Raw genomic sequence first — 22618 nt, forward strand, 5'->3', positions numbered from 1 at the left:
ATATTCTCCTGCCCTCAAGCTAGATAATCTTGCAAAAATTCATTTATTTTGGTGATTGGTATTGATACTTGTTCTATTTCAGTTCTCAAATCTTTAATGCTTACATATCCCCTGGCTATTTCGTCTTCCCCAAGAATTAAAGCCAGGCGAGCCCCACTTTTATCGGCCTTTTTAAATTGGCTTTTAAAACCACCTCCTGCCGTATTGGTAATAACATCAAAAGATGGGTTAGCATTTCGAATTGACTCTGCCATGGCAAGCGCTTTCAATATGGCCTCTTCACTAGTAGCAATGATAAATATGGATTGTTTATTGTCACTTACATTCAACAAATTTAAAGTTTCCATTAAAAGAAATATTCTTTCCAATCCTAAAGCAAATCCAATGGCTGGTGTGGGTGCTCCGCCCAGGAACTCGATCAACATATCGTACCTGCCCCCTGCACATATTGTCGCTTGACTTCCTAATTGGTCTGTTACCCATTCAAACACCGTATGACCATAATAATCCAATCCTCTTACCAATACAGGGTTAATGGAATAAGGGATACCAAGTGTTTCCAATCCGTTACAGAACGATTGAAAATGTTCTCTGCTATGATCACCAAGAACATCAATTAACTTAGGAGCATTTTGAATGAGTTGTTGAAGATCAGGGTTTTTACTATCAAGAACTCTCAGAGGGTTTTTATCCAATCGTCTCTTACTGTCTTCATCAAGTAGATTAAAATGATCGCGTAGATATTCTACCAGGATAGAGCGATATTTTTGACGTTCATCTAGTTCACCTAATGAATTAATTTGTAATTGAACTGACTGAGCAAAACCCAGGTCAATCCATAATCTGCGGCAAATTGATATCAGCTCAAGTTCGATAGCAGTACCAGCAATTCCTATTGCCTCAACCCCAAATTGGTTAAATTGACGGTATCTACCCTTCTGAGGACGTTCATGACGAAACATAGGGCCTAAGTACCATAATTTTTGTTGTTGATTATGTAATAAACCATGTTCTATACAGGCACGAACACAACCAGCTGTTCCTTCTGGCCTGAGGGTTATGCTATCACCGTTCAAATCATTGAAGGTATACATTTCTTTTTCAACAATATCTGTTATTTCGCCAATTGTACGTTTAAATAACTGTGTATTTTCAACAATTGGAAAACGAATTTCCTTATATCCATAGCGTATGAGGCAGTTTATAAAAGTTTGTTCTATAAAGCGCCATATCGAGCTCCTATCAGGCAGTACATCATTCATTCCTCGGATAGCTTGAATTTTATCAACCACCATTTTTCTCCAAAGGCGTCATTTGTGTATTATTGGGTGTTAACAATGATTCCATTTTTGATAAGTCAGTCAATTTAATTTCCGAACTGGTTTCACTGATTGATAATCCAGATGAACTCTCTTTAGGTGTATCTATAGTCTGGCTATCTTTGTTTTTTTGCCACCATATCCCAACTGCAACTAAAACGCCAATTGCAAATAAAATGGTGAACCATTTTATAAAATGCTCTGCTTTATGTGATTCCTTTTTGCTTTGCCATAAAGCTGCTCTTTCAGGTTTTTTTTCAAAGCAATATTGCGCATTAAAAACAGTTAAAAATGGTTCAGGTGATACCCCTAATAATTTTGAATAGGCTCTCAAATATCCTTTTACAAAAACTGGCTGAGGTAATAAATCAAAATCTCCTGCTTCAATGAGCTCTATAATACGAGCTCGTAAATGAAGTTTGCTCGCAACATACTCGATTGAATAACCCTTTTGCTGGCGAAGAGCTGCCAGCTCGTATCCAGGGTTAGTAATTTCATTATTTCTTGTCTCATCCATTGCTGCTATTGTATTCATCATTTACTCCACTAATATTATTAGTTGGCTCCATTTTATTGAAGCTATTTTCATATTCTGCTGCAAGAGTATATTGGCCTGTTCTATTTGCTATGTCTTTCGCTAATGCAAGCATTATCTTATCGTTTAATACTAAATCAGCATGTTTTTGAAGCAGATCGAGGGCTTCTTTATCATGTCCTATTTTACTTTGTAATTTTACTAATTCATATAGTGATTCTTTTCTCGATGGGTCCTGATTTAAAGCCTTGGTAAAATATAAAATGGCTTTATCATGATCAGGGATAGCCATAGCACATAATCCAGCATTTTCATAAGCACCTGAGGTATGCACATAGTTTTGATCTTTAACGGCCTTCAGGAAGTAAATTTCAGCATTTTTATAGTCACCCTGCCGACACAGAAAAGCACCGTAGTTATTCAATTGTGCACCACCGTTTTGCGATAAAGTTATTGCTTTATGATAGAATTTTTTAGCTTGCTCCAATTCTTTAGTTTGTTCAAAATAATAGGCTAATGCGGCATTCACATCTGCAGAATCTGGCTGTTGTTCCAATGCGGTTAGCAACTTCTTTTTTGCTCGAGGCCTGTCGCCTTGCTTCAAATATCCCAACCCTAATTGCACATTAAAAGAAGCCGCTTTGCTAAGGTTTACTTTTCTTATGGTATTGGGTTCTTCGTTATCTTGTGCATGCTCACAAGCTTCAACAAATAAACATATTATTATAATTAATAAGTACCTTATGCTTTTTAGCACGATTAACCACTTTACGTTAGAAATGATTTCGCATTATAACCACTTAAGTCTAAATTAAAAATGATTTGTCGCTATTTAATATGAGTCTGTAGGTGAAAATACCTTTATTAGACATAATCTCCAGTCAGCAATATTGGTGAAAGTTCTAAATTAGCTCTCAGTTATTATACAAGACTGTCTTATGCCATTTCTTCAGAAGAAATGGTCAATTCACTTGGTTTGTCTTTTTTGCTCATGAAATGAAGTTTTTGCCATCGTTGTGATCTGCTGGTTTTATCTTTTACCTCGCCAGCAAGTTGGCCACATGCTGCATCAATATCATCTCCACGAGTTTTGCGAGTAATGGTATTAATACCATGTTTCATTAATTTATCTCGAAATGCATCGATTGTTTCCTGGGATGATCTCTGATATTGAGTCAGAGGAAATGGGTTAAACGGAATTAAATTAACTTTTGCAGGCACATTATGCAATAGTTTAATTAACTGGCTAGCATGTTCAGATTGATCATTAACCCCTTTTAGCATGACGTATTCAAAAGTAACTTTTCTTCTTGGTTCGTCTTTAAAATAGCGTTTACATAAGGATATTAATTGAGAGAGAGGATATTTTTTATTAATTGGCACCAATTCATTCCGTAATTCATCTGTTGGTGCATGCAAGGATACTGCCAATGCAACAGGACTGACTTCCCTCAGTCGTTCCATTTCTGGTAAAACGCCCGAAGTACTTAATGTAACCCGTCTTTTGGATAGTCCATAAGCCAAATCATCCATCATGATGTTCATAGCAGAAACAACATTATCGAAATTAAGTAATGGTTCACCCATTCCCATCATCACTACGTTAGTTATTTTCTTATCGTGAGTACCATTATTATCTGATAGTTCACGAGCTGCCAGCCATACTTGACCAATAATTTCTGCTGTTGACAAATTTCTGTTAAATCCTTGTTTTGCTGTAGAGCAAAAAGAACAATTTAAAGCACAGCCTACTTGTGATGAAACACAAAGTGTTCCCCGATTTGACTCTGGAATAAATACTGTTTCAATACAATTTCCACAGTCCAGCTTTAATAGCCACTTATGTGTGCCATCAGCTGACTTCTGACAAGCAACAATTTCAGGTAAATTCACACACGCTAATTGGGAAAGTTTATTTCTTAAAACTTTCCCTAAATTAGTCATCTGAGCGAAGTCATGTATTCCAACTTGATGAATCCATTGAAATAGCTGTTGAGCTCTGAAAGGTTTTTCATCCCACGCTATCAATAATTCTCGTAATTGCGAGTAATTATAATTTAATAGATTCACTTTTTGTTGGTCCATTACCACTCCCAAGCTTGTCTTTATCTATCGCACAACTCATGTGGTTCAAAGAAAAATGCTATTTCACGAGCAGCATTCTCAAGACTGTCAGAGCCATGCACAGCGTTTGCATCGATGCTATCAGCAAAATCGGCACGTATAGTTCCAGGTGCTGCTTCCTTGGGATTGGTCGCGCCCATAATTTCTCTGTTTTTAGCTACAGCATTTTCACCTTTTAATACTTGGATCATTACAGGACCAGAAATCATAAAATCCACCAGATCCTTAAAAAATGGTCGTGCGCGATGAATATCATAAAAATTTTCAGCTTGTTCGCGTGAAAGTTGAGTCATTTTAGCGGCAACAATATCTAGGCCTGCTTTTTCAAAGCGGGTGTATATTTCACCTATCACAGATTTTGCTACAGCATCAGGTTTAATAATAGATAATGTTAATTCTTTTGCCATCATGCACTCCAATGAGATTAAATTAAAGTGCGTTATTATACATGAATTCATAGTGGTCTGGCTAATAAAAATTCATGTATTCATACATTAAGTTAATAGTTATGTCAGTATTTTAGAGAAAAACAGGGCTTTATTTTAATTTAAAGGTGTTAGTATTCTCCAATCGTTCTATCAAAATATAATGGTTCTCGATTAATAGCATCTTGTTCCGGGTCAATTTTATATTCAGGTAATAATTTAATTAACTCAATGATACGAAGTATTACCTCATAGAATTGGGTTCTGAATAATTTAGCCTGTTGGCTTATATGAGTAGTCCGATCGGTAAATTCGTCGAGTTTTATATTTAAAGCATCCAGGATTTGAAAGAGTTCACTCAAGTTGCTCAGGATAGTTTCTTTTAATTCAGCACCTAAAGAAATAGCTAACGTTTGATTCAATTTATCTACTAGCTGATACTTGTTATTTGATGATTGGTCCTTGACAAGATCACAATGAATAAATGCCTTAATTAAAGCTTTTCTAATTGCATTTTTTTTAATTTTAGAATTTGTATTTTTGTATAAGCTGTTTAATTTGGAAAGAGTTGTTTCCAGTTTTGCATTCCAATCAATGCATATTTTCATTAAGCTGGCTTGGCTTGATGCTATGAGATTATCCTGGTCTAATTCCAATTTATGAAACTCATCACCTAATTGAACAAGTCGCTGTCTTTCGTCTTCCAGGGATTCGCGAGTTCCAGCTCCTTGTGAATCAGGCTCTTTGCTGCTTTCACCAGATAACAAATAATCAATTAACAGTTTTTGTGCATAGACATGGTAATCACTTGCTTGTTGAATTACAATTCCATTAAGTACGTTTTTTAAGGGAATCTGTAACAAATGTCTATAGAAACTAGATGGGATGTTAATAGCTTCTAACAATTCATCTTGTGGCAGTGATATGTTATATCTACCTAATATTCGTTCAGCGGTTATTGTTCCATAAGTAGAAAGCCATTGGCTCAATTCATCATCTTTTTTTATTTCGTCCATTTTTTATCCAATTTAAATTCTTTAAAGTATGTGATATAAGGGCTATTTATTTGAAATTATAGTGTATTTTATCATGTTAAAACGACTAGATAGTGATTTACAAACGTTAAATGATTTTTTAAAAGTTAAAACTCCGGAAGCCTGGTTGTATCATGCTGCTGCTAATATACCTCTTTTATTGCTCGATCACGCTCATTGTGAACGTAAAGCAGCTGGGACAGCAATTAATTTCATAAGTAAATATCCAGAAAAAATAGAGTTAGTAGCAATTATGGCCCCATTGGCAAGAGAAGAATTGTTACACTTTGAAAAAATCATTGATATCATGAAGCAAAAAGGAATTTTTTATGCTCCTTTGCAGCCATCAGACTACGCATCCAACTTGCATAAACATGTCACAAATAAAGATGGAATTGAAAGATTATGCGATCAGTTAATTATAGGTGCTATCATCGAGGCTCGATCCTGCGAACGTTTTAATTCCATAATTCCATATATTCAAGATCAGGCCTTGGCCAGGTTTTATAAAACATTGGTTAAATCAGAATGCAGACATTTTGAAGAATATTTACATTTGGCCAAGTTCTATGGAGGCTCTATTGATGAACGTATTTCTGAGTTTTTAACTATAGAAAATGCATTTATTTTATCAGAGGATGTGGTATTTCGCTTTCATAGCGGGTTGCCTCCGTCTTGATGCCTTAGAGCAGAGTCAACAGACTTTTTTAACACTAGCCCATAAGGATTATGTAGGCTAGTGTTACTCAATATTCCTCTTGCCTAATTAAGGTCTGCTTGGTCTGTATTGTATATCCGGATCATGTTCTGTTAAGAAATGATTAAGCCCATGCTGATCATCTTTTTTTAATTTATCAAAGGTTGTTTTGTCTAATGTTTCACCGTGTGAATTAACAAATTGACCGGGATTGTTGGGATCGGGAGTATAATCATTGTTTTTTAGCCACATGTGGACCATACCCTCAAATATTTGATCAAGTTTCCCCTTTCCCTCACCTTTATCCGAGCGAGTTAGAGGTTCAATTTTTAACTTATTATCATCGGTATAACTCACTTCATGTTGTAAAATTGGTAAATCAATTTCAGGATCTCCTGTGAGCTTTTTCCCAATATAATCTTTAATCGGGAAGATACCCCAATCCATAATTGTGTTACCAATTCCTGCGCGCAATTCTTTCATAGTCTGAGCGTTTGCTTTAACCATTTCGTAGTACATTTTTAATAAACTCATGATTGCAGCTCGAGCATCCATATAAGAATTTAAATCAGCATTCAGGACCTCTTCTGCTTTTTGCACTGCACTTTCCCAAAGGGTTATTGTTTGGCCTGTACGAGGATCTTTGATATATCTGCCTTTTTTTAAGTCGTCTGATGCTTCAGCTCGCTCTCTGTTTCTTTGAGCAAGTAATTTTTCACGCTCAGTAACCATAGCATTTTCTATTTCAGTTTTTCGAATTTGTTCGAGTTCCTCTTTCATTTTGTTTGGTGTTTTAGACATTGGGTAACTCCTCAATTTATATCATATTGGGTGAAATAGAATCCTTTTGTATTATCATAACACAATAGTTTGGGTATGTCATCCCAATCACTTAGAACATACCTTGTAAGTGTTTTTTCTTTATAAGAATAATTTGTTATGCCTGGTTTATGTGTATGTCCATGAATCAGTATTTCTGTGTTATTTTCAGACATATGCCGAATTGCAGCCTCTTTAACAACATCCATCTGTTCGATTGATTTATGGTGGTTATTTAGACTGATCTTGCGTACGCCTTTAACCAATCGTTTACGAAATGATAAAGGAAGTCTTAAAAAGAGAAATGAGAACCACCTGTTTCTTGTTAATAGCCGAAATCGTTGATGAGCTCTGTCATTAGTACAATAACGATCGCCATGTGCCAGCAAAATTCTGTTATTTCCAAGTGTAATAACGCTTGGCTCTGTTAATATTTTCCAACCGGTTCGTTTGGCAAATAATGGACCCAGTAAAAAATCACGATTCCCAGTCATAAAATAAATTTCAAGACCACTTTGAGTCAATGATTCTATTTGCTCTGCAATAGCATTACTCCAGTCATTAATCGAATCATCACCTGACCATGCATGAAAAAAATCACCCAGGATATAAATTTTCTTTACAGATTGTCGGGCCCAATTTATAAAATGATGAAATCTGGTTTGGATCTCATTATCCTCTGGATGCAGATGTAAATCAGATATAAAAACAGAGTCAATCATAATGGTTCAACAACGATATGTTCATTTGATAAGTAGATCTGACAGGGACCATTAACAGGTTCAATAGCATCACTTATCCGATAGAAACCAGCTATGGATACTAATTCCGCATCCAAAGATTGACAAAAAATTCTTGCCTCGGTATCTCCAGATATCCCTGCTAATGCTCTGCCGCGTAATGTTCCATACACATGAATATTACCATCAGCTAATAATTCTGCTCCATGGCTAACTGAAGAGGTCACTATTAAATCAGCTCCCTTGGCAACAACTTGTTGGCCTGAACGTACAGGTGTCGTTAGTAATTTTGTTTTGAAATTCTCTACACTTTGATATTCGGAGGATTCTTCAATTATTGGTTTATCATGTGCTGTTGAAGCATTGAGTATACCTAAACCTTGGCATTGAGCCAAAGTGTCATGCAAAGGACTACCCCCTTGTATTGCTAGGGGTATCATACCATGATTACGTGCAATTTGACATAATTCCTGTAAATCAAATTCTAGATGATTGACAGAAGATAAATCAAAAACAACAGGGGTTCTTTCAAATAATTTAGGTGCTTTAATAACAATTTCAGCAAATTGTTGAGAAAAAGCATCTTTGTCAGTGTTCAAAACTTGCAAAACGGTTAAAGTATACAACCTTCCCTTAAGCTTAAATGCTTGTGTATTAGTTATATTTTCACCCATTAGCATGATATCCATTAGAGAGTTTTTTGTTTATACTATCATGAGGAAAACAATAACAGAAGGATATCAAAGTGGATAAACGATGGTTTGAACAATACCAAAATGGAGTACCACATGAAATTGACACAAGTCAATATTTATCCCTCATATCTTTATTTAATGAATCGTGTAACTCTTATGCGAGCAGAGTTGCTTATTCCAATTTAGGCACTGAAATTACTTATGCTGATTTGGATAGTTTAAGCAGAAATTTTGCTGCTTATCTGCAACAATTGAATTTGGAAAAAGGAGCAAGAGTAGCAATAATGCTGCCTAACGTTTTACAATATCCTGTAGCCATCTTCGGTGCTTTGCGAGCTGGTTATGTCGTTGTGAATACTAATCCTTTATATACAGCTGATGAAGTAATACACCAAATGAATGACTCTGGAGCAGAGGTCATTATCGTGCTGGCTAATTTTGCAAAAACAATTGAAAAAGCATTGCCGTCAATGCCTTCCGTTAAACATGTTATTGTTACTCAACTAGGCGATTTATTTCCTTCATTCAAAAAATTTATTGTTAACTTTGTAGTAAATCATATAAAAAAATTAGTTCCTGCTTTTACAATTCCTCATGCGGTAGCTTTTAACTATGCGTTGTCTGAAGGGAAACAGTCAACTCTCCATCGCGTTGAGCTAAATCATGATGATATTGCGTTTCTACAATATACTGGCGGCACAACAGGTGTTGCAAAAGGTGCTGTATTGACTCATGGCAATCTTATAGCCAATGTGATGCAAGCATACACCTGGATATCTCCTCTAGGAGTCAGTGATCAAGATATTATAGTAACCGCACTTCCCCTTTACCATATTTTTTCCTTGACAGCGAATTGCCTCACTTTTATGAAAATTGGCGCGAAAAATATTCTAATCACCAATCCACGTGATATGGGACATTTTATAGATCAAATCAAAAATTCGGGTTTTACAGCAATAACGGGAGTAAATACGCTGTTCAATGCACTTCTGAACCATCCTAAATTTAAAGAAATAGATTTCAGCAAGTTAAAACTAGCATTATCTGGTGGTATGGCATTGCAAAAGAGTGTGTCTTTAAAATGGTCTGAAATGACCAAAACGCGTGTTTTGGAAGCTTATGGATTAACCGAAACCAGTCCTGCAGTGACTATAAACCCGATGTATCTTGAAGGCTATAATGGCAGTATTGGGTTACCTCTTCCCTCAACAGATGTGTCTATTCGTGATGAATCTGGAAAAGAAGTGCCTATTGGTACAAGTGGTGAGTTGTGCATTAAAGGGCCGCAAGTGATGCCAGGTTATTGGAAAAGGCCTGATGAAACTGCCTTGGTATTTACTAAAGACGGTTTCTTAAAAACTGGCGATATTGCCCGTATGGATGAAGAAGGTTTTATCTATCTCGTCGATAGAAAAAAAGACATGATTGTTGTTTCAGGATTCAACGTTTATCCTAATGAGGTAGAGCAAATAATAGGAATGCATCCTGGTGTATTAGAAGTAGGTGTTGTAGGTATTGTTGATGAAGAATCTGGTGAGCGAGTGAAAGCCTGCATTGTAAGAAAAGATGTTACATTGACAGCTGAACAAATTATCAATCATTGCAAGGAGCATTTGACTGCTTATAAAATTCCTAAGGTTGTTGAATTTTTTGATGAACTTCCTAAAACAAATGTGGGTAAGATTTTGCGTCGTGCCCTAAAAGATAAAGAAATGGAACAAAAATGCTCGGTCAATAAAAAAACAATGGAGCCTGTTTAGGCATAATGGGAGTATTTTGGGCACTATTTATCCTTAATACTCCTCTTCTAAAAGTATTCTGAATAGAGTCTCAGGTAAGTTCCATCAGCTTCCATTTCAAGAAGAATTTTATTTATTTTTTTAATTAATACAAATTGATCAGGGTTTGCCATAATGGCATATCCTTCTCCAGTAGAAATTTTGTCGCCAATTAATTTATAAGCATAGGGTTCAGATGCTATCCAATATTTTGCTGCTTTACAATCCATTAAACTGGCATCAACTTCATTATTGCTTAAGCCAAGAAGCATATCTTGTATGAGCTCATAGAAAATTACCTGATTGTTGCGGTTTTCTGACAAAACTTGCCTTGCATAAGGGGTTCCTTTTCTTACTCCAATTTTTTTGCCGTGCAGATCATCTAATGTGCTGATTTTAGAGTGAATGGTAGTTATATATTGTGAGTTACTTTCCATATAGGGAAGACTAAAAATAAAGTGTTTCTTTCTTTCATCTGTAATAATCATTGAGGCGATAACCAGATCGACCTTGCGGTTTTTTAAAACGGGGAATAAATCATCGAATATGTAAGCTTCAAAAGTACAAGTCGCATGTAATCTTCTACATATTTCCTGCATAAGATCTATATCAAATCCATACAATGAACTTTTGTTACCAGACCAAACTTCAAAAGGTGGATTAAACTTTGAAGTACCAATGGTTAAATTTAATGAATAAGAATTAGAGGAGATAATAATAAATAAGAGAAGTTGTAGTAACTTCATAAACTATATCCTTTAATTTAGGAAGTTCGTTTAATCATAATCATGGTACAAAAAAATACATTTGTACAATTTATATAATATGATTTCTTTAATTTGGTTTAAAAATCAGGTGAAGGTATTTTAAGAAAGCCTTTTATAATAAGATAAATTTATTAAGAAGCTAATTGCCTCATAATTCTTGCCGTAGCACCCCATATTAATTCTTTATCAGCAATAAATTGACAAGTGCTGAAATACCTTCCTTCTTTTTCAATCCTAACTTCTTTATAATTTGCCTGATTTTTTACTAAAGGCATGGGCACAAGAATTAATTCACTAACCTCTTGTGGATTCATAGTGTAAGGAAATATGGAATCAATACTGGCGTACCAAGGATGAATGACTAAACCCAACAAAGTTTTTTCAATTTTTAATTTTCTGATCAGGGTTATTCTGTCTGATGTAATACCTAACTCTTCATTAAGTTCTCTCAATGCAGTGCTATATAGATTTTGATCTTTTGTTTCTTGAAATCCACCTGGAAAGCATACTTCTCCAGGGTGTTTTTTAAGCATCAGACTTCGCTTGGTGAGAATTAACGAGTCTTTGGAAAGATCATATAAAACGATAACTGATGAATGTGCTTTGATTGTCTGTTGAATATTATTTGGTTCCATTGATAATTGCTGTAATTTTTGTGAAACATTCACGATATTCATCTTCCCAATTAGAGTCAACAACTATTCCCCCTCCTGCTGACAAATACAAAACACTGTCTTTGGCTGTCACTGTACGTATCGCGATATTGGCATCGAAACGGCCATGTTTTGAAAAATAGGCGATACAGCCACAATAGAGTCCTCTTTTATAGGTTTCTTGTTCACTGATAATTTTCATCGTTTCTAATTTAGGTGCCCCAGTAATTGAACCACCTGGAAAACAGGAAAAAAATGCTTCAATTGGATGAATATCCTCTTTGCAAACAGCTCGTATGTCGGAAACCAAATGATGTACTGCATTGAAGCTCTGGATGTTACAAAGATTCATGACCTTCACACTGCCAGCTTTGGCAAGTTTACCCAAATCGTTTCTTAGCAAGTCAACAATCATGACATTTTCAGCCCTGTTTTTAGGACAATTTAATAACTGCTCTTTTAATTTTTTATCTACGGCAGGATCTTTCGAACGGTGGATAGTACCCTTTATGGGTGAAGTTAACGTGTCACCGTTATCATAAAGTAAAAATCGCTCGGGAGAAAAGCTTAATATATCAGCTTCATCTGTCCTGATAAAAGCGGCATATGGAACTGGATTATTTTTATTAACCCTTTGGTACATATCCCAGAGATCTCCCGTGAATATTGTCTGAAACGGTTGAGTGAAATTAACCTGATAGGAACGTCCTGCTCTCAGGGCTTGTTGAATAGCATTGAATGAGTTTCTGTAATTCTCTTTTGATATTAAAGGCAAAAATTCCGCTTGAACTGAAAACTGTACCAGCGTTTTTGGTTGGCTGTTTAATATATTTTTTATTTCATTTAAAATATTTTTTGTTGAAGAATGACTGTTTCTTGCAAATAAAGTGGCTTTTTTTAAATGATGATCTACGATGATAGCCCAATCATAAAACCCTAAATTTAAAAATGGTATGTTCGTCAGTTCTTTTTGGGGATATTGTTCAAGATTATGCAATAGTGCACCAAAATCGTAAGAAATATAGCCTATAGCCCCGCCCTGAAAAGGGAGATCAAGTTCTGACTGCTCTATTTTTAGTTTATTTTTTAATTCGGCTAATACTAAATCTTTATCATGTGTATGGCTCTTAATAACCATCCTCTCATATGGATAGGCACTTAAAATATCATAACGACCCATTGATTTGTGCGTACTCTGTAGCAGAACAAATCCAGGTAAATGACAGAGTTTTTCATAGGATTCAGATGTAAAATCATGGTAATCAAGCGTAATAAGAGTACTATCATTCAAATTATCACCTCAAGATTAAGGATGTGGTGTAAAAAAATGCACTGTTTTTGATTTGGTCATTTTAACCTAACTTATCAATAAAAAGCGTATATTTTTATCTTGGGTTCATATTAATTTACTGGTTTTTAAATTAATTTGTGAGTATCCTATGCCAACGCGTTGTTGACAAGGAGCCATGTAATGACAACTGTTGCTCAATTTGAAATAACATACACACAATACCTGAATGAACAAGGTAAGTTGGTCGCCGAATTACCTCCATTTGCAGATAATCAATCCATACTTAAAGAATTGTATAAAATCATGGTACTAACCCGTACTTTTGATAAAAAAGCAATTGCATTGCAAAGAACAGGAAAAATGGGAACGTACGCGCCAATTAATGGCCAGGAAGCTATTTCGACTGCAATCGGCCATGCTCTTAAACCTGAAGATGTACTTGTTCCTTATTACAGAGATTATGCTGCTCAATTTCAGAGAGGCGTTAAAATGTCAGAAATACTCGCCTTCTGGGGGGGAGATGAACGAGGAAGCCATTATTCTAATAATGCTGAAGATTTGCCTATCTGTGTTCCGATTGCATCTCAATGTTTACACGCTGCAGGAGTTGCCTTTGCTTTCAAATACAGAAATCAACCAAGAGTAGCATTGGTTTGTATAGGAGAAGGAGGCACTTCAGAGGGTGATTTTTACGAAGCCATGAATGTGGCTGGGGCGTGGAAATTACCAGTAGTCTTTGTGGTAAACAACAACAAATGGGCGATTTCTGTGCCTATAGATAAACAAACTGGCTCACAAACAATAGCCCAAAAAGCGATTGCTGCTGGTTTTTCTGGTGTTCAAATAGATGGCAATGATATTTTTGCTGCAAGACAGGTTATTGGGGATGCTATTGAAAAAGCTCGCCAAGGTGGTGGCCCCACTCTAATCGAAGCTTTAACTTATCGCTTGTGCGACCACACAACAGCTGATGATGCAACACGCTATCAGCCTTCTGAGGAAGTAGAGGAGGCAAAAGCCAAAGAACCTATAGTGCGTTTTAAACAATATTTAATGCAAGAAAATATTTGGACATCTCAGGATGAAGAAATGCTGGTGATAGAGTGCAGTGAAAAGGTAGAAAAAGCAGTAGAGGAATATTTGAATACCAAGCCTCAGCCTGTTAGCAGCATTTTTGATTATCATTATGCAGAATTACCAGAATATTTAGTTGAACAACGTGCAATAGCCATGGAGGAGTATTCTCATGCCTGATATTACTTTAGTTGAAGCTGTTACTCAGGCTCTGGCGTATGAGTTAGCTCATGATGAAAATGTAGTAGTCTTTGGCGAGGATGTTGGTAAAAATGGTGGAGTATTTCGAGCTACTGTAGGTTTACAAGACAGATTCGGAGAAAATAGAGTTTTTGATACTCCTTTAGCAGAATCAATGATAGCAGGACTTGCTATTGGAATGTCTATTCAAGGCTTAAAACCTGTTGCTGAGTTTCAATTCATGGGTTTTATTTATCCAGCCATGAATCAGATCATATCTCATGCAGCACGTATGCGTAATAGAACCAGAGGCCGGTTACATTGCCCTTTAGTTTATCGTGCTCCTTTTGGTGGTGGAATCAGAGCACCAGAGCATCATTCTGAAAGTACAGAGGCATTATTTGCTCATATTCCGGGTTTGCAAGTGGTTATCCCCTCTTCTCCAAAACGTGCTTATGGACTGTTGTTGGCAGCTATACGCAACCCTGATCCAGTTATCTTTCTTGAACCAAAACGAATTTATCGCCTGGTGAAACAGCCTGTTCCTGATGATGGGCAAGCTTTACCGTTAGGTAAATGTTTTACTTTGCAACAAGGAGATGATCTGACATTAATTAGCTGGGGAGCCAGTATGCATGAAACCTTACAGGCGGCCAAACAATTAGCTGATGAGGGTATTTCCTGTGAAGTTATTGATATAGCGACAATCAAGCCTCTGGACATAGAAACTATTTTAAGTTCTGTAGAAAAAACAGGACGTTGCGTCATAGTGCATGAAGGAGCAAAAACTTGTGGTGTGGGTGCTGAAATATCAGCTCAAATTATGGAACATTGTATGGCAGATTTGCTGGCTCCTGTGCAAAGAGTTACGGGATATGATACGGTTATGCCTTATTTCCAACTTGAAAAACAGTACATACCTAGCGTTGCACGTATTAAAAACACTGTTATGAGCATAATGGAGTAATAATGAATATTTTTAATCTACCCGATTTAGGTGAAGGTTTACCTGATGCTGAAATTCATGAATGGTTCGTTAAGGAAGGCGATACAGTTAAGGCAGATCAGCCTTTAGTTTCTATGGAAACCGCAAAAGCAGTTGTTGACGTACCCTGCCCTCAATCAGGTACTATCGCAAAACTTTATGGCAAACCTGGTGACGTTATCAAAACTGGAGAGCCCCTCGTAGCATTCGTTTCAACTACAGATAAACCTGCAGATAAAGGTACAGTTGTTGGTAATCTGGAGGAAAGTACTGATGTGGTAGAAGATAATTTTATTATTGGAAGTCAGCGTTCTTCCCACCGCGTTAAGACAACACCTGCTGTAAGAATGCTAGCAAAAAAATTAGGGGTTGATTTAAGCTCTTTAAAAGGTAGTGGTGATAATGGCGTTATTACTCGAGAGGATGTTCAAAATCAAGCCAACATCAATTCGCAACCACCCACCGGGTTTGAGCCTTTGCGTGGTGTTAGACGAGCCATGCTTAATAGCATGGTACAATCTCATGCAGAAATAGTTCCGGTTAGTATTTTTGATGAAGCAGATATCCATAATTGGAAACCCAACACAGATATTACTGTTCGTTTAATACGAGCTATTATTCATGCATCCAAAAAGGAACCGGCCCTTAATGCCTGGTTTGATACCAAACATGCTGCACGTAGATGTTTTAATGAAGTGCATCTTGGTATTGCCATGGACAATGAAGAAGGTTTATTTGTTCCTGTTATCCATGATGCAGAAAAATACTCCGACAGTGAGTTAAGAAAAATAATTGATGAATTCAAAGAATCAGTACGTAATAGAGCAGTCAGTGCGGACAAGCTAAAAGGGGCAACAATTACGTTATCTAATTTTGGTAAATTTTCAGGGCGTTTTGCCAGTCCAATAATTGTTCCTCCAATGGTAGCTATTTTAGCGGTTGGAAGACTTTATAAAGCCGCTGTAATTAATGATGAGGATAAAATTGAAGCACACAAAATGCTTCCTTTATCTTTGAGTTTTGATCATAGGGCTATTACCGGAGGCGAAGCTACTCGATTTTTAGGTGCCGTTATTGACTCTTTACAACAAGCATGATTTTAGTCTATGTTGGGCTTCGTAGATAGCGAGGCCTAACAACAAATATTGTACTACAACTATCTACCTATTCTATATAAAATTAAACGCAAAAAATTCCATCCAAGGGTTATTTTAAATTTCCTTCTTGAGATTCAATCGATAAGCAAGTAGAGTTAATAATTTCTTAATTGGCAAGGAAGAGAATAGCCATGAGAATTTATGTCATGATTTTGCTTTTCTTTTTTAGCATTTCCCCGACCTTGGGAGATACTACTTTGCCTGCAATTTTTGATGTAAAAAATGCAAACAAGCAATTTGATCACATCAATCTTCAGTTGTCAGTACAAAATCTTAATTTAAATAACCTGAATAAGGCGGTAGAAACTCTAAGTGAACTCTCTGCACAATCCGATGAATGTATTGCTGATTTACAGAAAAAAATAAATGGTGTGGATGTATTAATCAAACAAGCTGCCTCTACAGGGAATGATAAGGGAGCAGATTTAGTCTATCTGAACAATCAAAAGCATCAGTTATCTGAGTTACAATCTCAGTGTCGATTGTTTTCAATTCGAGCTCAAGAAGCAATAGAAGCGTATAAAAGTGCTATTTTACAATTAAGGCAAGAAAAGACTTTAGCTCGTACCTCGCCATTATGGCAATTAGTAAATAAAATTATTAATTCTCCTGATAATACAAAATGGATAAATCACGCTAAAGAGAAATTTTTGCTTCAAGACTTACCAGTTTATCTATGGATTTGCATTGTTATTGTGAGTTTTTTTATCTCTATTCTGGTCTTGTCAAAATTACGCCAATCCAATGTTGTACGCCGATATGTGAAATTTAAAAAAATTCGCTGGGCTCATATAACGCTTTTAGCTATGTTCATGATGGCGGGCTCATTTTATGGCTACATTTCCCTATTCAATGGTGAAGAACAGCCCATCAACTCTCAATTTCTCTTAATAAAAGAGCTCTTTTGGTTTCTTACCGGAACATTATTAATTATTTGTTTCTTCAAAGTAAAAAAAATCAAGGCTTTTTTTGACTGGTATGCGATGGATAGCGAATTTTTTGAAATACTAAGCATTGTGATTGTTGCATTTTATTTCCTTGCATTATCAGAGCAGAGATTATTTGATATCTGGGAAGTCAATAAGGTTATTGTGGAGTTAACTCGATCCATCTTTCTTATTTTATTACTTACTACTACGGCTTATTTTACTCACTATTTCTGCCGTTCTCATCTTCATATTTCTTTTGTAAAAAGACATTATAATTTTATTCGGTATTTTATTTTTGCACTGCTTTTAGGATGCGCAATTCTTAACATCAGCGGCTTTTATACTTTAGCCATGCAGCTTACTTTATCTGGCATTTTTACCTTTTTTATCCTGTATATAACTATCTTAATAGGACAGAGTATTAATAAATTTTATGCTTCATTAAGCTACTCACAAGGCAAATTGAATGTTATACGATTATTTGGATACAAAAAGGATCAGATGCTCACCGAGTTTTATATTCTTAAAATTATCTTAAAACTCGTTATTGTTCTCTTAAGCATTTATCTAATAGGGAAATCCTGGGGCTTTGCTACAGATTTTATTGATATAATTTATAAGAAATTATTGTATGGCTTTACACTGGCAAATATTACAGTTTATCCAACACGAATCCTTTTTGGTATCATAATTTTTTGTTTTTTATATCTGGTATCACGGGCAATTTCAACTTCAATCAGTCGTCACCAACAGTTCGAAAACGAAGAAGAGACTCAGGTCGCCATTGCCTCTATTTTGACTTATGTTGGATTCAGTATTGCTGTTATTTCAGGCTTACTTGTCGCGGGTTTTAATTTTACTGGTCTTGCCATTATCGCAGGAGCACTTTCTGTGGGAATAGGCCTTGGACTCCAAAGCATAGTGAATAATTTTGTATCAGGTATTATTTTGCTTATTGAGAAGCCGATAAGGCCTGGGGATCGAATTAACATCGATGGTGTTGAAGGATTTGTGAAAAAAATCAGAGTTAGATCAACACAAATTATCACTCCAGTAAATGAAGATATTATTATTCCAAACTCTGATTTAATTACCCGCCGTGTTGTCAACTATATGCTGACCGATAATTATTGGCGAGTGAATTGTGAAGTTAGCGTAGCTTTCGGGACTAACTTGAATCTTGTTAAAGACATCCTTTTGGAGATCGCTAATAAGCATGATGATGTTGTAAAAAGTGGTAGAAACAAACCTGTGGTGTTATTTACCAGTTTTGCCGACAGTGCATTAACTTTTCAACTCTGGTGCATGATTAAAGATGTTAATAAGAAATCGACAGTCAAAAGTGAATTAAATTTTTCCATTGAGGAGGCTTTTCGTAAACATGACATTTCAATAACATAGCCTTAATTTGATTTTCATAAGAGTTGAAGATTGAGTGCTTCCATAACTTGTAAAATAATCCTTGGAATTATTATGCCTTATCGATAATGAAGGTATGATATCAAAGTCAATTACCGTTAGGATCCGTATATAATATATCGTCTTATCGGGTTAAAGGAATAACGTGAATGATTAAAAAAATACATCGTTGGTTGCCTTTGCTTGTGTTAATCGTGCTATTGGTACTTTTCTTCAGCCTACACCTTGATAAATACTTAAGTTTTAATGTGTTAAAAGAAAATCATGCTTTACTCATTGAGTGGACTCATACTCATTATTTTATTGCGCCGCTGATTTTTATTGTTTTTTATACAACTGCTGTGGCCATCTCTATTCCAGGGGCAGTTCTTCTTACTTTAACCGGCGGATTTTTATTTGGAGTATTCTGGGGCGTGCTATTTGTAGTCATCAGCGCGACACTTGGTGCAACTATACTTTTTTTTGCAGTCCGCACTGCTTTGGGCGACTGGTTAGGGAAGAAGGCATCTGGATGGCTAGAGCGCATGCGTCAGGGATTTCAGCATAATGCTTTTTCTTATTTAGTTACACTACGATTAATTCCAGTATTTCCCTTTTGGGTAGTCAACATTGTACCTGCCCTTTTAAATATTCGAGCAAAAACATTCATTACAGCGACTTTTATTGGGATTATTCCAGGAACAACAATCTATGTTATGGTTGGTAACAGCCTAAGCCAAATATTTACTGCCAATCAGACGCCCAATCTTGGGATCATATTTGAACTACAAATATTAGGTCCTCTTCTAGCATTGGCTGTTCTGTCTCTAATGCCAGTTCTTTATCAATTCTCAACTCGCAAGCATCAAAATCGTCAAAGTTTTTCAGATATTAGCCAGGTAATACGTTGCGATCTAGCCATTATAGGTGGTGGAGCCGGAGGTTTGAGTTTGGCTTCTGGTTGCTCACAATTAGGGCTTAAAGTCGTCTTGGTTGAGTCAGGGAAAATGGGGGGAGATTGTTTAAATTACGGTTGTATACCATCCAAATCATTACTTGCGGCAGCCAAGACGTTTTATTATGCAAAACATGCAACACATTTTGGAGTACATACTGAGGCGATAAAAGTTGATTTTCAACAAGTAATGCAACATGTGCATCAAGTCATAGACAATATTTCTGAACACGATTCTGTCCAACGCTTTGAGTCCTTAGGTGTGCAGGTTATTAAACAGTTTGGGAGATTTTTAAATTCTAATACCATACAAGCGGGTGATAGTATTATTAAAGCGAAACGTTTCGTGATTGCGACAGGTTCATCACCCTTTATCCCACCAATTCCTGGATTAGATACGATTCCTTACTTCACCAATGAAACGATTTTTGATTTGAAAGAACAGCCTAAGCACTTGATTGTCATTGGTGGTGGCCCTATTGGTTGTGAACTTTCTCAAGCATTCGCTATGCTGGGTTCTAAAGTTACTCTGCTGGAGGGCTTGAATCTTCTTCCCAAGGATGATCCTGATTGTGTTACTGTCCTCCGTACACAGATGAAATCGATGAATATTCTCATTTATGAACAAATCAAGATTACACAAATATGCTCTCATCCTGATACGGGTATCTCTGTATGTTTTGAATTTCAGAACACGCAATTCACAATTACAGCCAGTCACCTGCTCATTGCAACCGGACGTCGGGCTAATGTGAATCTCCTTGATTTGGAAAAAGCTGGTGTTAAATTCACTAGCAAAGGTGTTGAAGTAAATAAATATTTACAAACCAGTAATAAAAAAATCTATGCTCTTGGTGATGTAACAGGGTTGTATCAGTTTACTCATATGGCTAGTTATCAGGCTGGTATCGCGCTTCGTAATATTGTTTTTAAATTACCGGCGAAAATGGATTATAAGGCGATTCCATGGGTGACTTATACTGATCCTGAATTAGCGCATGTTGGACTAAGAGCCAGTGATGCCTTAAAGCATCCTGATATCCAAATAATTGAGTGGCCATTTGTTGATAATGATCGAGCGCAAACCGAGCATACTTTAAATGGAAAAATAAAAATCATCACAGATAAGAAAGCAAGGATCCTGGGGGTAACCATAGTTGGTCCACATGCCGGGGAACTCATTTTACCCTGGATTATGGCGATTCGTGAGAAAAAAACGCTTCGGAGTTTTACGGATGCAATTATTCCTTACCCTACTCTTAGTGAAATCAGCAAACGTGTTGCCGGTAATTTTTATGCCCCTAAATTATTTTCAAATAAAACGCGAACATTGGTTCGCTGGTTGCAAAAAATTGGGTGAAGCGGCAAGCTATTTAATTCGATTTTAAATAGTGTTTGATTTCCTTTTCATCAGATAAAATTTCAATAACTCGAGCAATCCATTTTTCATTATCTGCCCTAACAAGCAGATTTGTTCGGCCATATAATTTTTTATTTGGTTTACAATGGATTAGTGAAGCTAACATTTTGTTGCAAGCAAGCGAGAAATAGGTGCGGTCTTTACTGAAAACCTTTAGATGATGTTGAGTTAATAATTTTCCAAAAGGGATATTCGTATAAATTATATCGGTAATTAGTTTCTCAGGCAGTTCATCAAAATTAATTTTAATAGCTGCTAATTCAACAGGAATGACTTCATTTTTCTTTTGGGCAAGATCTACATTATTTCTCTTTTTATTTCGGTCTACATACATAATGATAATTCGATAATAGGTATTATTATCCGGGTTTGTAAAGGCAGCAATTACTTTAATTCTGGAAGTGCGCTTATAGTATCTTTCCAAAGTGGTAGTCATTAATGGTTGTGTAAGTAAGTAATTATAGGGAGACATTAGACTATCTTTACTTAATATAGTACTCATTTTAACAATATTGAACAGACTATCTGTCTGATTTGTATTTATTGATGTAGCTGCATGAGATAGCCCCTCTAATACTGATAAAAAAAGAAACAACATGATATTGCGATTGATTGCTCGGATGGAGAGTTTTAAACTCATGCAATTGATTAATATATGAATCATTTTTAATATTGCCTTATTTTTAAGTCAGAAAATAATGTAAAAACAGTCCAATGCCATAAGATAAAGAGGCCGTAACAGCACCAATGACCAGTGTCTCAAAACCAGAATATAACCAGGATTTGGTTGACCAGTGGCTTTTGATCGAACCGATGACAAAAAATGTAATTGCAGTGAAAAAGCAAGACCAGATAAACGTATTGTTCATGACCAGCACGTAAGGAATTAATGGAATAATTCCAAAAAGCAGAAACGCGATAAAAGTATAAAGCGCGGATTTAAACGGGAATCGAAGCACAACAGGTAATCCATATTCTTCTTGTAGCATGGTTTTTATCCATAAGGCTCTGTTGGCTGTAATTTCCTTAACAACCTGATCCAATGTTTGACCATGCAAGCCTTTATTTTGAAAAATTTGTTTTATTTCGTTTTTTTCGCCTTCAGGAATAAACTCTATATGTTTTTCTTCAATCATTTTATAACGCTTATATTGATCAACCTCAGATTTAGTACCCAGGTAATTACTAGCAGCCATTGAAAAACCATCAGCAAGCAAGTTGGCAAAGCCTAAAATTAGAATAACTAAAGAAGACAATTGTCCGCCTACAACCCCGGAAACAATGGCAAAAGTAGTTACTACGCCATCAATTCCCCCATATATCCAATCACGCAAATAATTTTGTAACGGAGTCTGCGTTAATCGCTCTCTGATTTCTTTTTGTGAATGTCCATGCTCTAAATTTTCCATGGCGAATCCTTTTTCTACGTTTATTATTTAGTAACTATCAATACTGACAATAATATCGCTAGTTTGACAAAGCATATAATAAAATTTAGTATATTTGAGTTTGTTAGATGGCGCGGGGTGTCGGAAAATCCGGCTGAGAGTTACCCGTTGAACTTGATCTGAATCATATCAGCGTAAGGACGCCTTCAAAAAAACCATGGCCTTTTTCTGGCATGGTTCCCTTTTGCCATCTCC

The 22618-nt window shown here is 36.1% G+C and carries 21 protein-coding genes and 1 riboswitch; of the genes, 7 read left to right on the forward strand and 14 right to left on the reverse strand.

The annotated features are described in order from the left end of the window. Window positions 1-14: 14 nt before the first annotated feature. The 6 genes from hisS to dotZ all read right to left on the reverse strand — a co-directional run bounded on the left by hisS (window position 15) and on the right by dotZ (window position 5419). Window positions 15-1295, reverse strand: coding sequence for a histidine--tRNA ligase (hisS, locus tag OQJ02_RS07225; RefSeq protein ID WP_265718543.1), 1281 nt, complete (start codon window positions 1293-1295; stop codon window positions 15-17). Beyond that, window positions 1285-1854 (reverse strand): helix-turn-helix domain-containing protein, encoded by a 570-nt coding sequence (locus tag OQJ02_RS07230; RefSeq protein ID WP_265718544.1) that lies wholly within the window; start codon window positions 1852-1854, stop codon window positions 1285-1287. The genes hisS and OQJ02_RS07230 overlap by 11 nt, the downstream gene beginning before the upstream one ends. After that, window positions 1829-2611: a type IV pilus biogenesis/stability protein PilW gene (pilW, locus tag OQJ02_RS07235; RefSeq protein ID WP_265718545.1), complete on the reverse strand. Its 783-nt coding sequence runs from the start codon at window positions 2609-2611 to the stop codon at window positions 1829-1831. The genes OQJ02_RS07230 and pilW overlap by 26 nt, the downstream gene beginning before the upstream one ends. Window positions 2612-2790: 179 nt before the next feature. Beyond that, complete coding sequence (gene rlmN / locus OQJ02_RS07240; RefSeq protein WP_265718546.1) at window positions 2791-3939, reverse strand: 23S rRNA (adenine(2503)-C(2))-methyltransferase RlmN; 1149 nt, start codon at window positions 3937-3939, stop codon at window positions 2791-2793. Between the two features lie 20 nt (window positions 3940-3959). Further along, window positions 3960-4385 carry a nucleoside-diphosphate kinase gene (gene ndk, locus OQJ02_RS07245; RefSeq protein WP_265718547.1) on the reverse strand — a complete coding sequence of 142 codons (426 nt, stop codon included), beginning with the start codon at window positions 4383-4385 and terminating at the stop codon, window positions 3960-3962. Between the two features lie 149 nt (window positions 4386-4534). Beyond that, the gene (gene dotZ, locus OQJ02_RS07250; RefSeq protein ID WP_265718548.1) at window positions 4535-5419 is read right to left on the reverse strand and encodes a type 4 secretion system coupling complex assembly protein DotZ; all 885 of its coding nucleotides are present in this window, start codon (window positions 5417-5419) and stop codon (window positions 4535-4537) included. A gap of 73 nt (window positions 5420-5492) precedes the next feature. Between dotZ and OQJ02_RS07255 the strand changes: the two genes are divergently transcribed. After that, complete coding sequence (locus OQJ02_RS07255; RefSeq protein WP_265718549.1) at window positions 5493-6116, forward strand: tRNA-(ms[2]io[6]A)-hydroxylase; 624 nt, start codon at window positions 5493-5495, stop codon at window positions 6114-6116. Window positions 6117-6203: 87 nt separating this feature from the next. On the opposite strand, the gene OQJ02_RS07260 is transcribed toward OQJ02_RS07255, so the two are convergent. The 3 genes from OQJ02_RS07260 to minC are packed head-to-tail and all read right to left on the reverse strand — an operon-like array spanning window position 6204 to window position 8367. Beyond that, complete coding sequence (locus tag OQJ02_RS07260; protein ID WP_265718550.1) at window positions 6204-6950, reverse strand: hydrolase; 747 nt, start codon at window positions 6948-6950, stop codon at window positions 6204-6206. Then, window positions 6947-7675: a UDP-2,3-diacylglucosamine diphosphatase gene (locus OQJ02_RS07265; RefSeq protein WP_265718551.1), complete on the reverse strand. Its 729-nt coding sequence runs from the start codon at window positions 7673-7675 to the stop codon at window positions 6947-6949. The genes OQJ02_RS07260 and OQJ02_RS07265 overlap by 4 nt, the downstream gene beginning before the upstream one ends. Then, window positions 7672-8367, reverse strand: coding sequence for a septum site-determining protein MinC (gene minC / locus OQJ02_RS07270; protein ID WP_265718552.1), 696 nt, complete (start codon window positions 8365-8367; stop codon window positions 7672-7674). The genes OQJ02_RS07265 and minC overlap by 4 nt, the downstream gene beginning before the upstream one ends. Window positions 8368-8438: 71 nt before the next feature. Between minC and OQJ02_RS07275 the strand changes: the two genes are divergently transcribed. Next, on the forward strand, window positions 8439-10148 hold the full coding sequence (locus OQJ02_RS07275) for an AMP-binding protein (RefSeq protein ID WP_265718553.1): 1710 nt from the start codon (window positions 8439-8441) through the stop codon (window positions 10146-10148). A gap of 47 nt (window positions 10149-10195) precedes the next feature. Here OQJ02_RS07275 and OQJ02_RS07280 read toward each other — a convergent pair whose 3' ends face one another. The 3 genes from OQJ02_RS07280 to pabB all read right to left on the reverse strand — a co-directional run bounded on the left by OQJ02_RS07280 (window position 10196) and on the right by pabB (window position 12877). Then, a complete protein-coding gene (locus tag OQJ02_RS07280) occupies window positions 10196-10912 on the reverse strand; it encodes a transporter substrate-binding domain-containing protein (protein ID WP_265718554.1) in 717 nt (238 codons plus the stop codon). Window positions 10913-11064: 152 nt separating this feature from the next. Continuing rightward, the gene (locus tag OQJ02_RS07285; RefSeq protein WP_265718555.1) at window positions 11065-11568 is read right to left on the reverse strand and encodes an NUDIX hydrolase; all 504 of its coding nucleotides are present in this window, start codon (window positions 11566-11568) and stop codon (window positions 11065-11067) included. Continuing rightward, window positions 11555-12877, reverse strand: a complete 1323-nt coding sequence (gene pabB / locus OQJ02_RS07290; protein ID WP_265718556.1) for an aminodeoxychorismate synthase component I — start codon at window positions 12875-12877, stop codon at window positions 11555-11557. The genes OQJ02_RS07285 and pabB overlap by 14 nt, the downstream gene beginning before the upstream one ends. Before the next feature lie 180 nt (window positions 12878-13057). Between pabB and pdhA the strand changes: the two genes are divergently transcribed. The 5 genes from pdhA to OQJ02_RS07315 all read left to right on the forward strand — a co-directional run bounded on the left by pdhA (window position 13058) and on the right by OQJ02_RS07315 (window position 20915). Then, window positions 13058-14131, forward strand: a complete 1074-nt coding sequence (gene pdhA / locus OQJ02_RS07295; protein WP_265718557.1) for a pyruvate dehydrogenase (acetyl-transferring) E1 component subunit alpha — start codon at window positions 13058-13060, stop codon at window positions 14129-14131. Beyond that, complete coding sequence (locus OQJ02_RS07300) at window positions 14124-15098, forward strand: alpha-ketoacid dehydrogenase subunit beta (protein WP_265718558.1); 975 nt, start codon at window positions 14124-14126, stop codon at window positions 15096-15098. Before pdhA ends, OQJ02_RS07300 begins: the two co-directional genes overlap by 8 nt. 2 nt (window positions 15099-15100) lie before the next feature. After that, window positions 15101-16213 (forward strand): dihydrolipoamide acetyltransferase family protein, encoded by a 1113-nt coding sequence (locus OQJ02_RS07305; protein WP_265718559.1) that lies wholly within the window; start codon window positions 15101-15103, stop codon window positions 16211-16213. A 191-nt stretch (window positions 16214-16404) separates the two neighbouring features. Then, the gene (locus OQJ02_RS07310) at window positions 16405-18603 is read left to right on the forward strand and encodes a mechanosensitive ion channel family protein (protein ID WP_265718560.1); all 2199 of its coding nucleotides are present in this window, start codon (window positions 16405-16407) and stop codon (window positions 18601-18603) included. A 167-nt stretch (window positions 18604-18770) separates the two neighbouring features. After that, window positions 18771-20915 (forward strand): FAD-dependent oxidoreductase, encoded by a 2145-nt coding sequence (locus tag OQJ02_RS07315; protein WP_265718561.1) that lies wholly within the window; start codon window positions 18771-18773, stop codon window positions 20913-20915. Between the two features lie 13 nt (window positions 20916-20928). Here the strand turns inward: OQJ02_RS07315 and OQJ02_RS07320 are convergent, their stop codons facing one another. After that, on the reverse strand, window positions 20929-21639 hold the full coding sequence (locus tag OQJ02_RS07320; protein ID WP_265718562.1) for a hypothetical protein: 711 nt from the start codon (window positions 21637-21639) through the stop codon (window positions 20929-20931). Between the two features lie 19 nt (window positions 21640-21658). Further along, complete coding sequence (locus OQJ02_RS07325; RefSeq protein ID WP_265718563.1) at window positions 21659-22384, reverse strand: VIT1/CCC1 transporter family protein; 726 nt, start codon at window positions 22382-22384, stop codon at window positions 21659-21661. Window positions 22385-22487: 103 nt separating this feature from the next. Beyond that, a riboswitch (TPP riboswitch) is annotated at window positions 22488-22581 on the forward strand. Window positions 22582-22618: the final 37 nt, after the last annotated feature.

Origin of the sequence: Legionella sp. PATHC032, assembly GCF_026191185.1 — a bacterium.
Taxonomy (GTDB): domain Bacteria; phylum Pseudomonadota; class Gammaproteobacteria; order Legionellales; family Legionellaceae; genus Legionella.

Excerpts from the sequence above, each read along its gene's own strand:
- hisS (WP_265718543.1), bottom strand. The coding sequence starts at position 1,295 with ATGGTGGTTGATAAAATTCAAGCTATCCGAGGAATGAATGATGTACTG.
- OQJ02_RS07230 (WP_265718544.1), bottom strand. The coding sequence starts at position 1,854 with ATGAATACAATAGCAGCAATGGATGAGACAAGAAATAATGAAATTACT.
- rlmN (WP_265718546.1), bottom strand. The coding sequence starts at position 3,939 with ATGGACCAACAAAAAGTGAATCTATTAAATTATAATTACTCGCAATTA.
- ndk (WP_265718547.1), bottom strand. The coding sequence starts at position 4,385 with ATGGCAAAAGAATTAACATTATCTATTATTAAACCTGATGCTGTAGCA.
- dotZ (WP_265718548.1), bottom strand. The coding sequence starts at position 5,419 with ATGGACGAAATAAAAAAAGATGATGAATTGAGCCAATGGCTTTCTACT.
- OQJ02_RS07255 (WP_265718549.1), top strand. The coding sequence starts at position 5,493 with ATGTTAAAACGACTAGATAGTGATTTACAAACGTTAAATGATTTTTTA.
- OQJ02_RS07265 (WP_265718551.1), bottom strand. The coding sequence starts at position 7,675 with ATGATTGACTCTGTTTTTATATCTGATTTACATCTGCATCCAGAGGAT.
- minC (WP_265718552.1), bottom strand. The coding sequence starts at position 8,367 with ATGGGTGAAAATATAACTAATACACAAGCATTTAAGCTTAAGGGAAGG.
- OQJ02_RS07280 (WP_265718554.1), bottom strand. The coding sequence starts at position 10,912 with ATGAAGTTACTACAACTTCTCTTATTTATTATTATCTCCTCTAATTCT.
- OQJ02_RS07285 (WP_265718555.1), bottom strand. The coding sequence starts at position 11,568 with ATGGAACCAAATAATATTCAACAGACAATCAAAGCACATTCATCAGTT.
- pdhA (WP_265718557.1), top strand. The coding sequence starts at position 13,058 with ATGACAACTGTTGCTCAATTTGAAATAACATACACACAATACCTGAAT.
- OQJ02_RS07300 (WP_265718558.1), top strand. The coding sequence starts at position 14,124 with ATGCCTGATATTACTTTAGTTGAAGCTGTTACTCAGGCTCTGGCGTAT.
- OQJ02_RS07305 (WP_265718559.1), top strand. The coding sequence starts at position 15,101 with ATGAATATTTTTAATCTACCCGATTTAGGTGAAGGTTTACCTGATGCT.
- OQJ02_RS07310 (WP_265718560.1), top strand. The coding sequence starts at position 16,405 with ATGAGAATTTATGTCATGATTTTGCTTTTCTTTTTTAGCATTTCCCCG.
- OQJ02_RS07315 (WP_265718561.1), top strand. The coding sequence starts at position 18,771 with ATGATTAAAAAAATACATCGTTGGTTGCCTTTGCTTGTGTTAATCGTG.
- OQJ02_RS07320 (WP_265718562.1), bottom strand. The coding sequence starts at position 21,639 with ATGATTCATATATTAATCAATTGCATGAGTTTAAAACTCTCCATCCGA.
- OQJ02_RS07325 (WP_265718563.1), bottom strand. The coding sequence starts at position 22,384 with ATGGAAAATTTAGAGCATGGACATTCACAAAAAGAAATCAGAGAGCGA.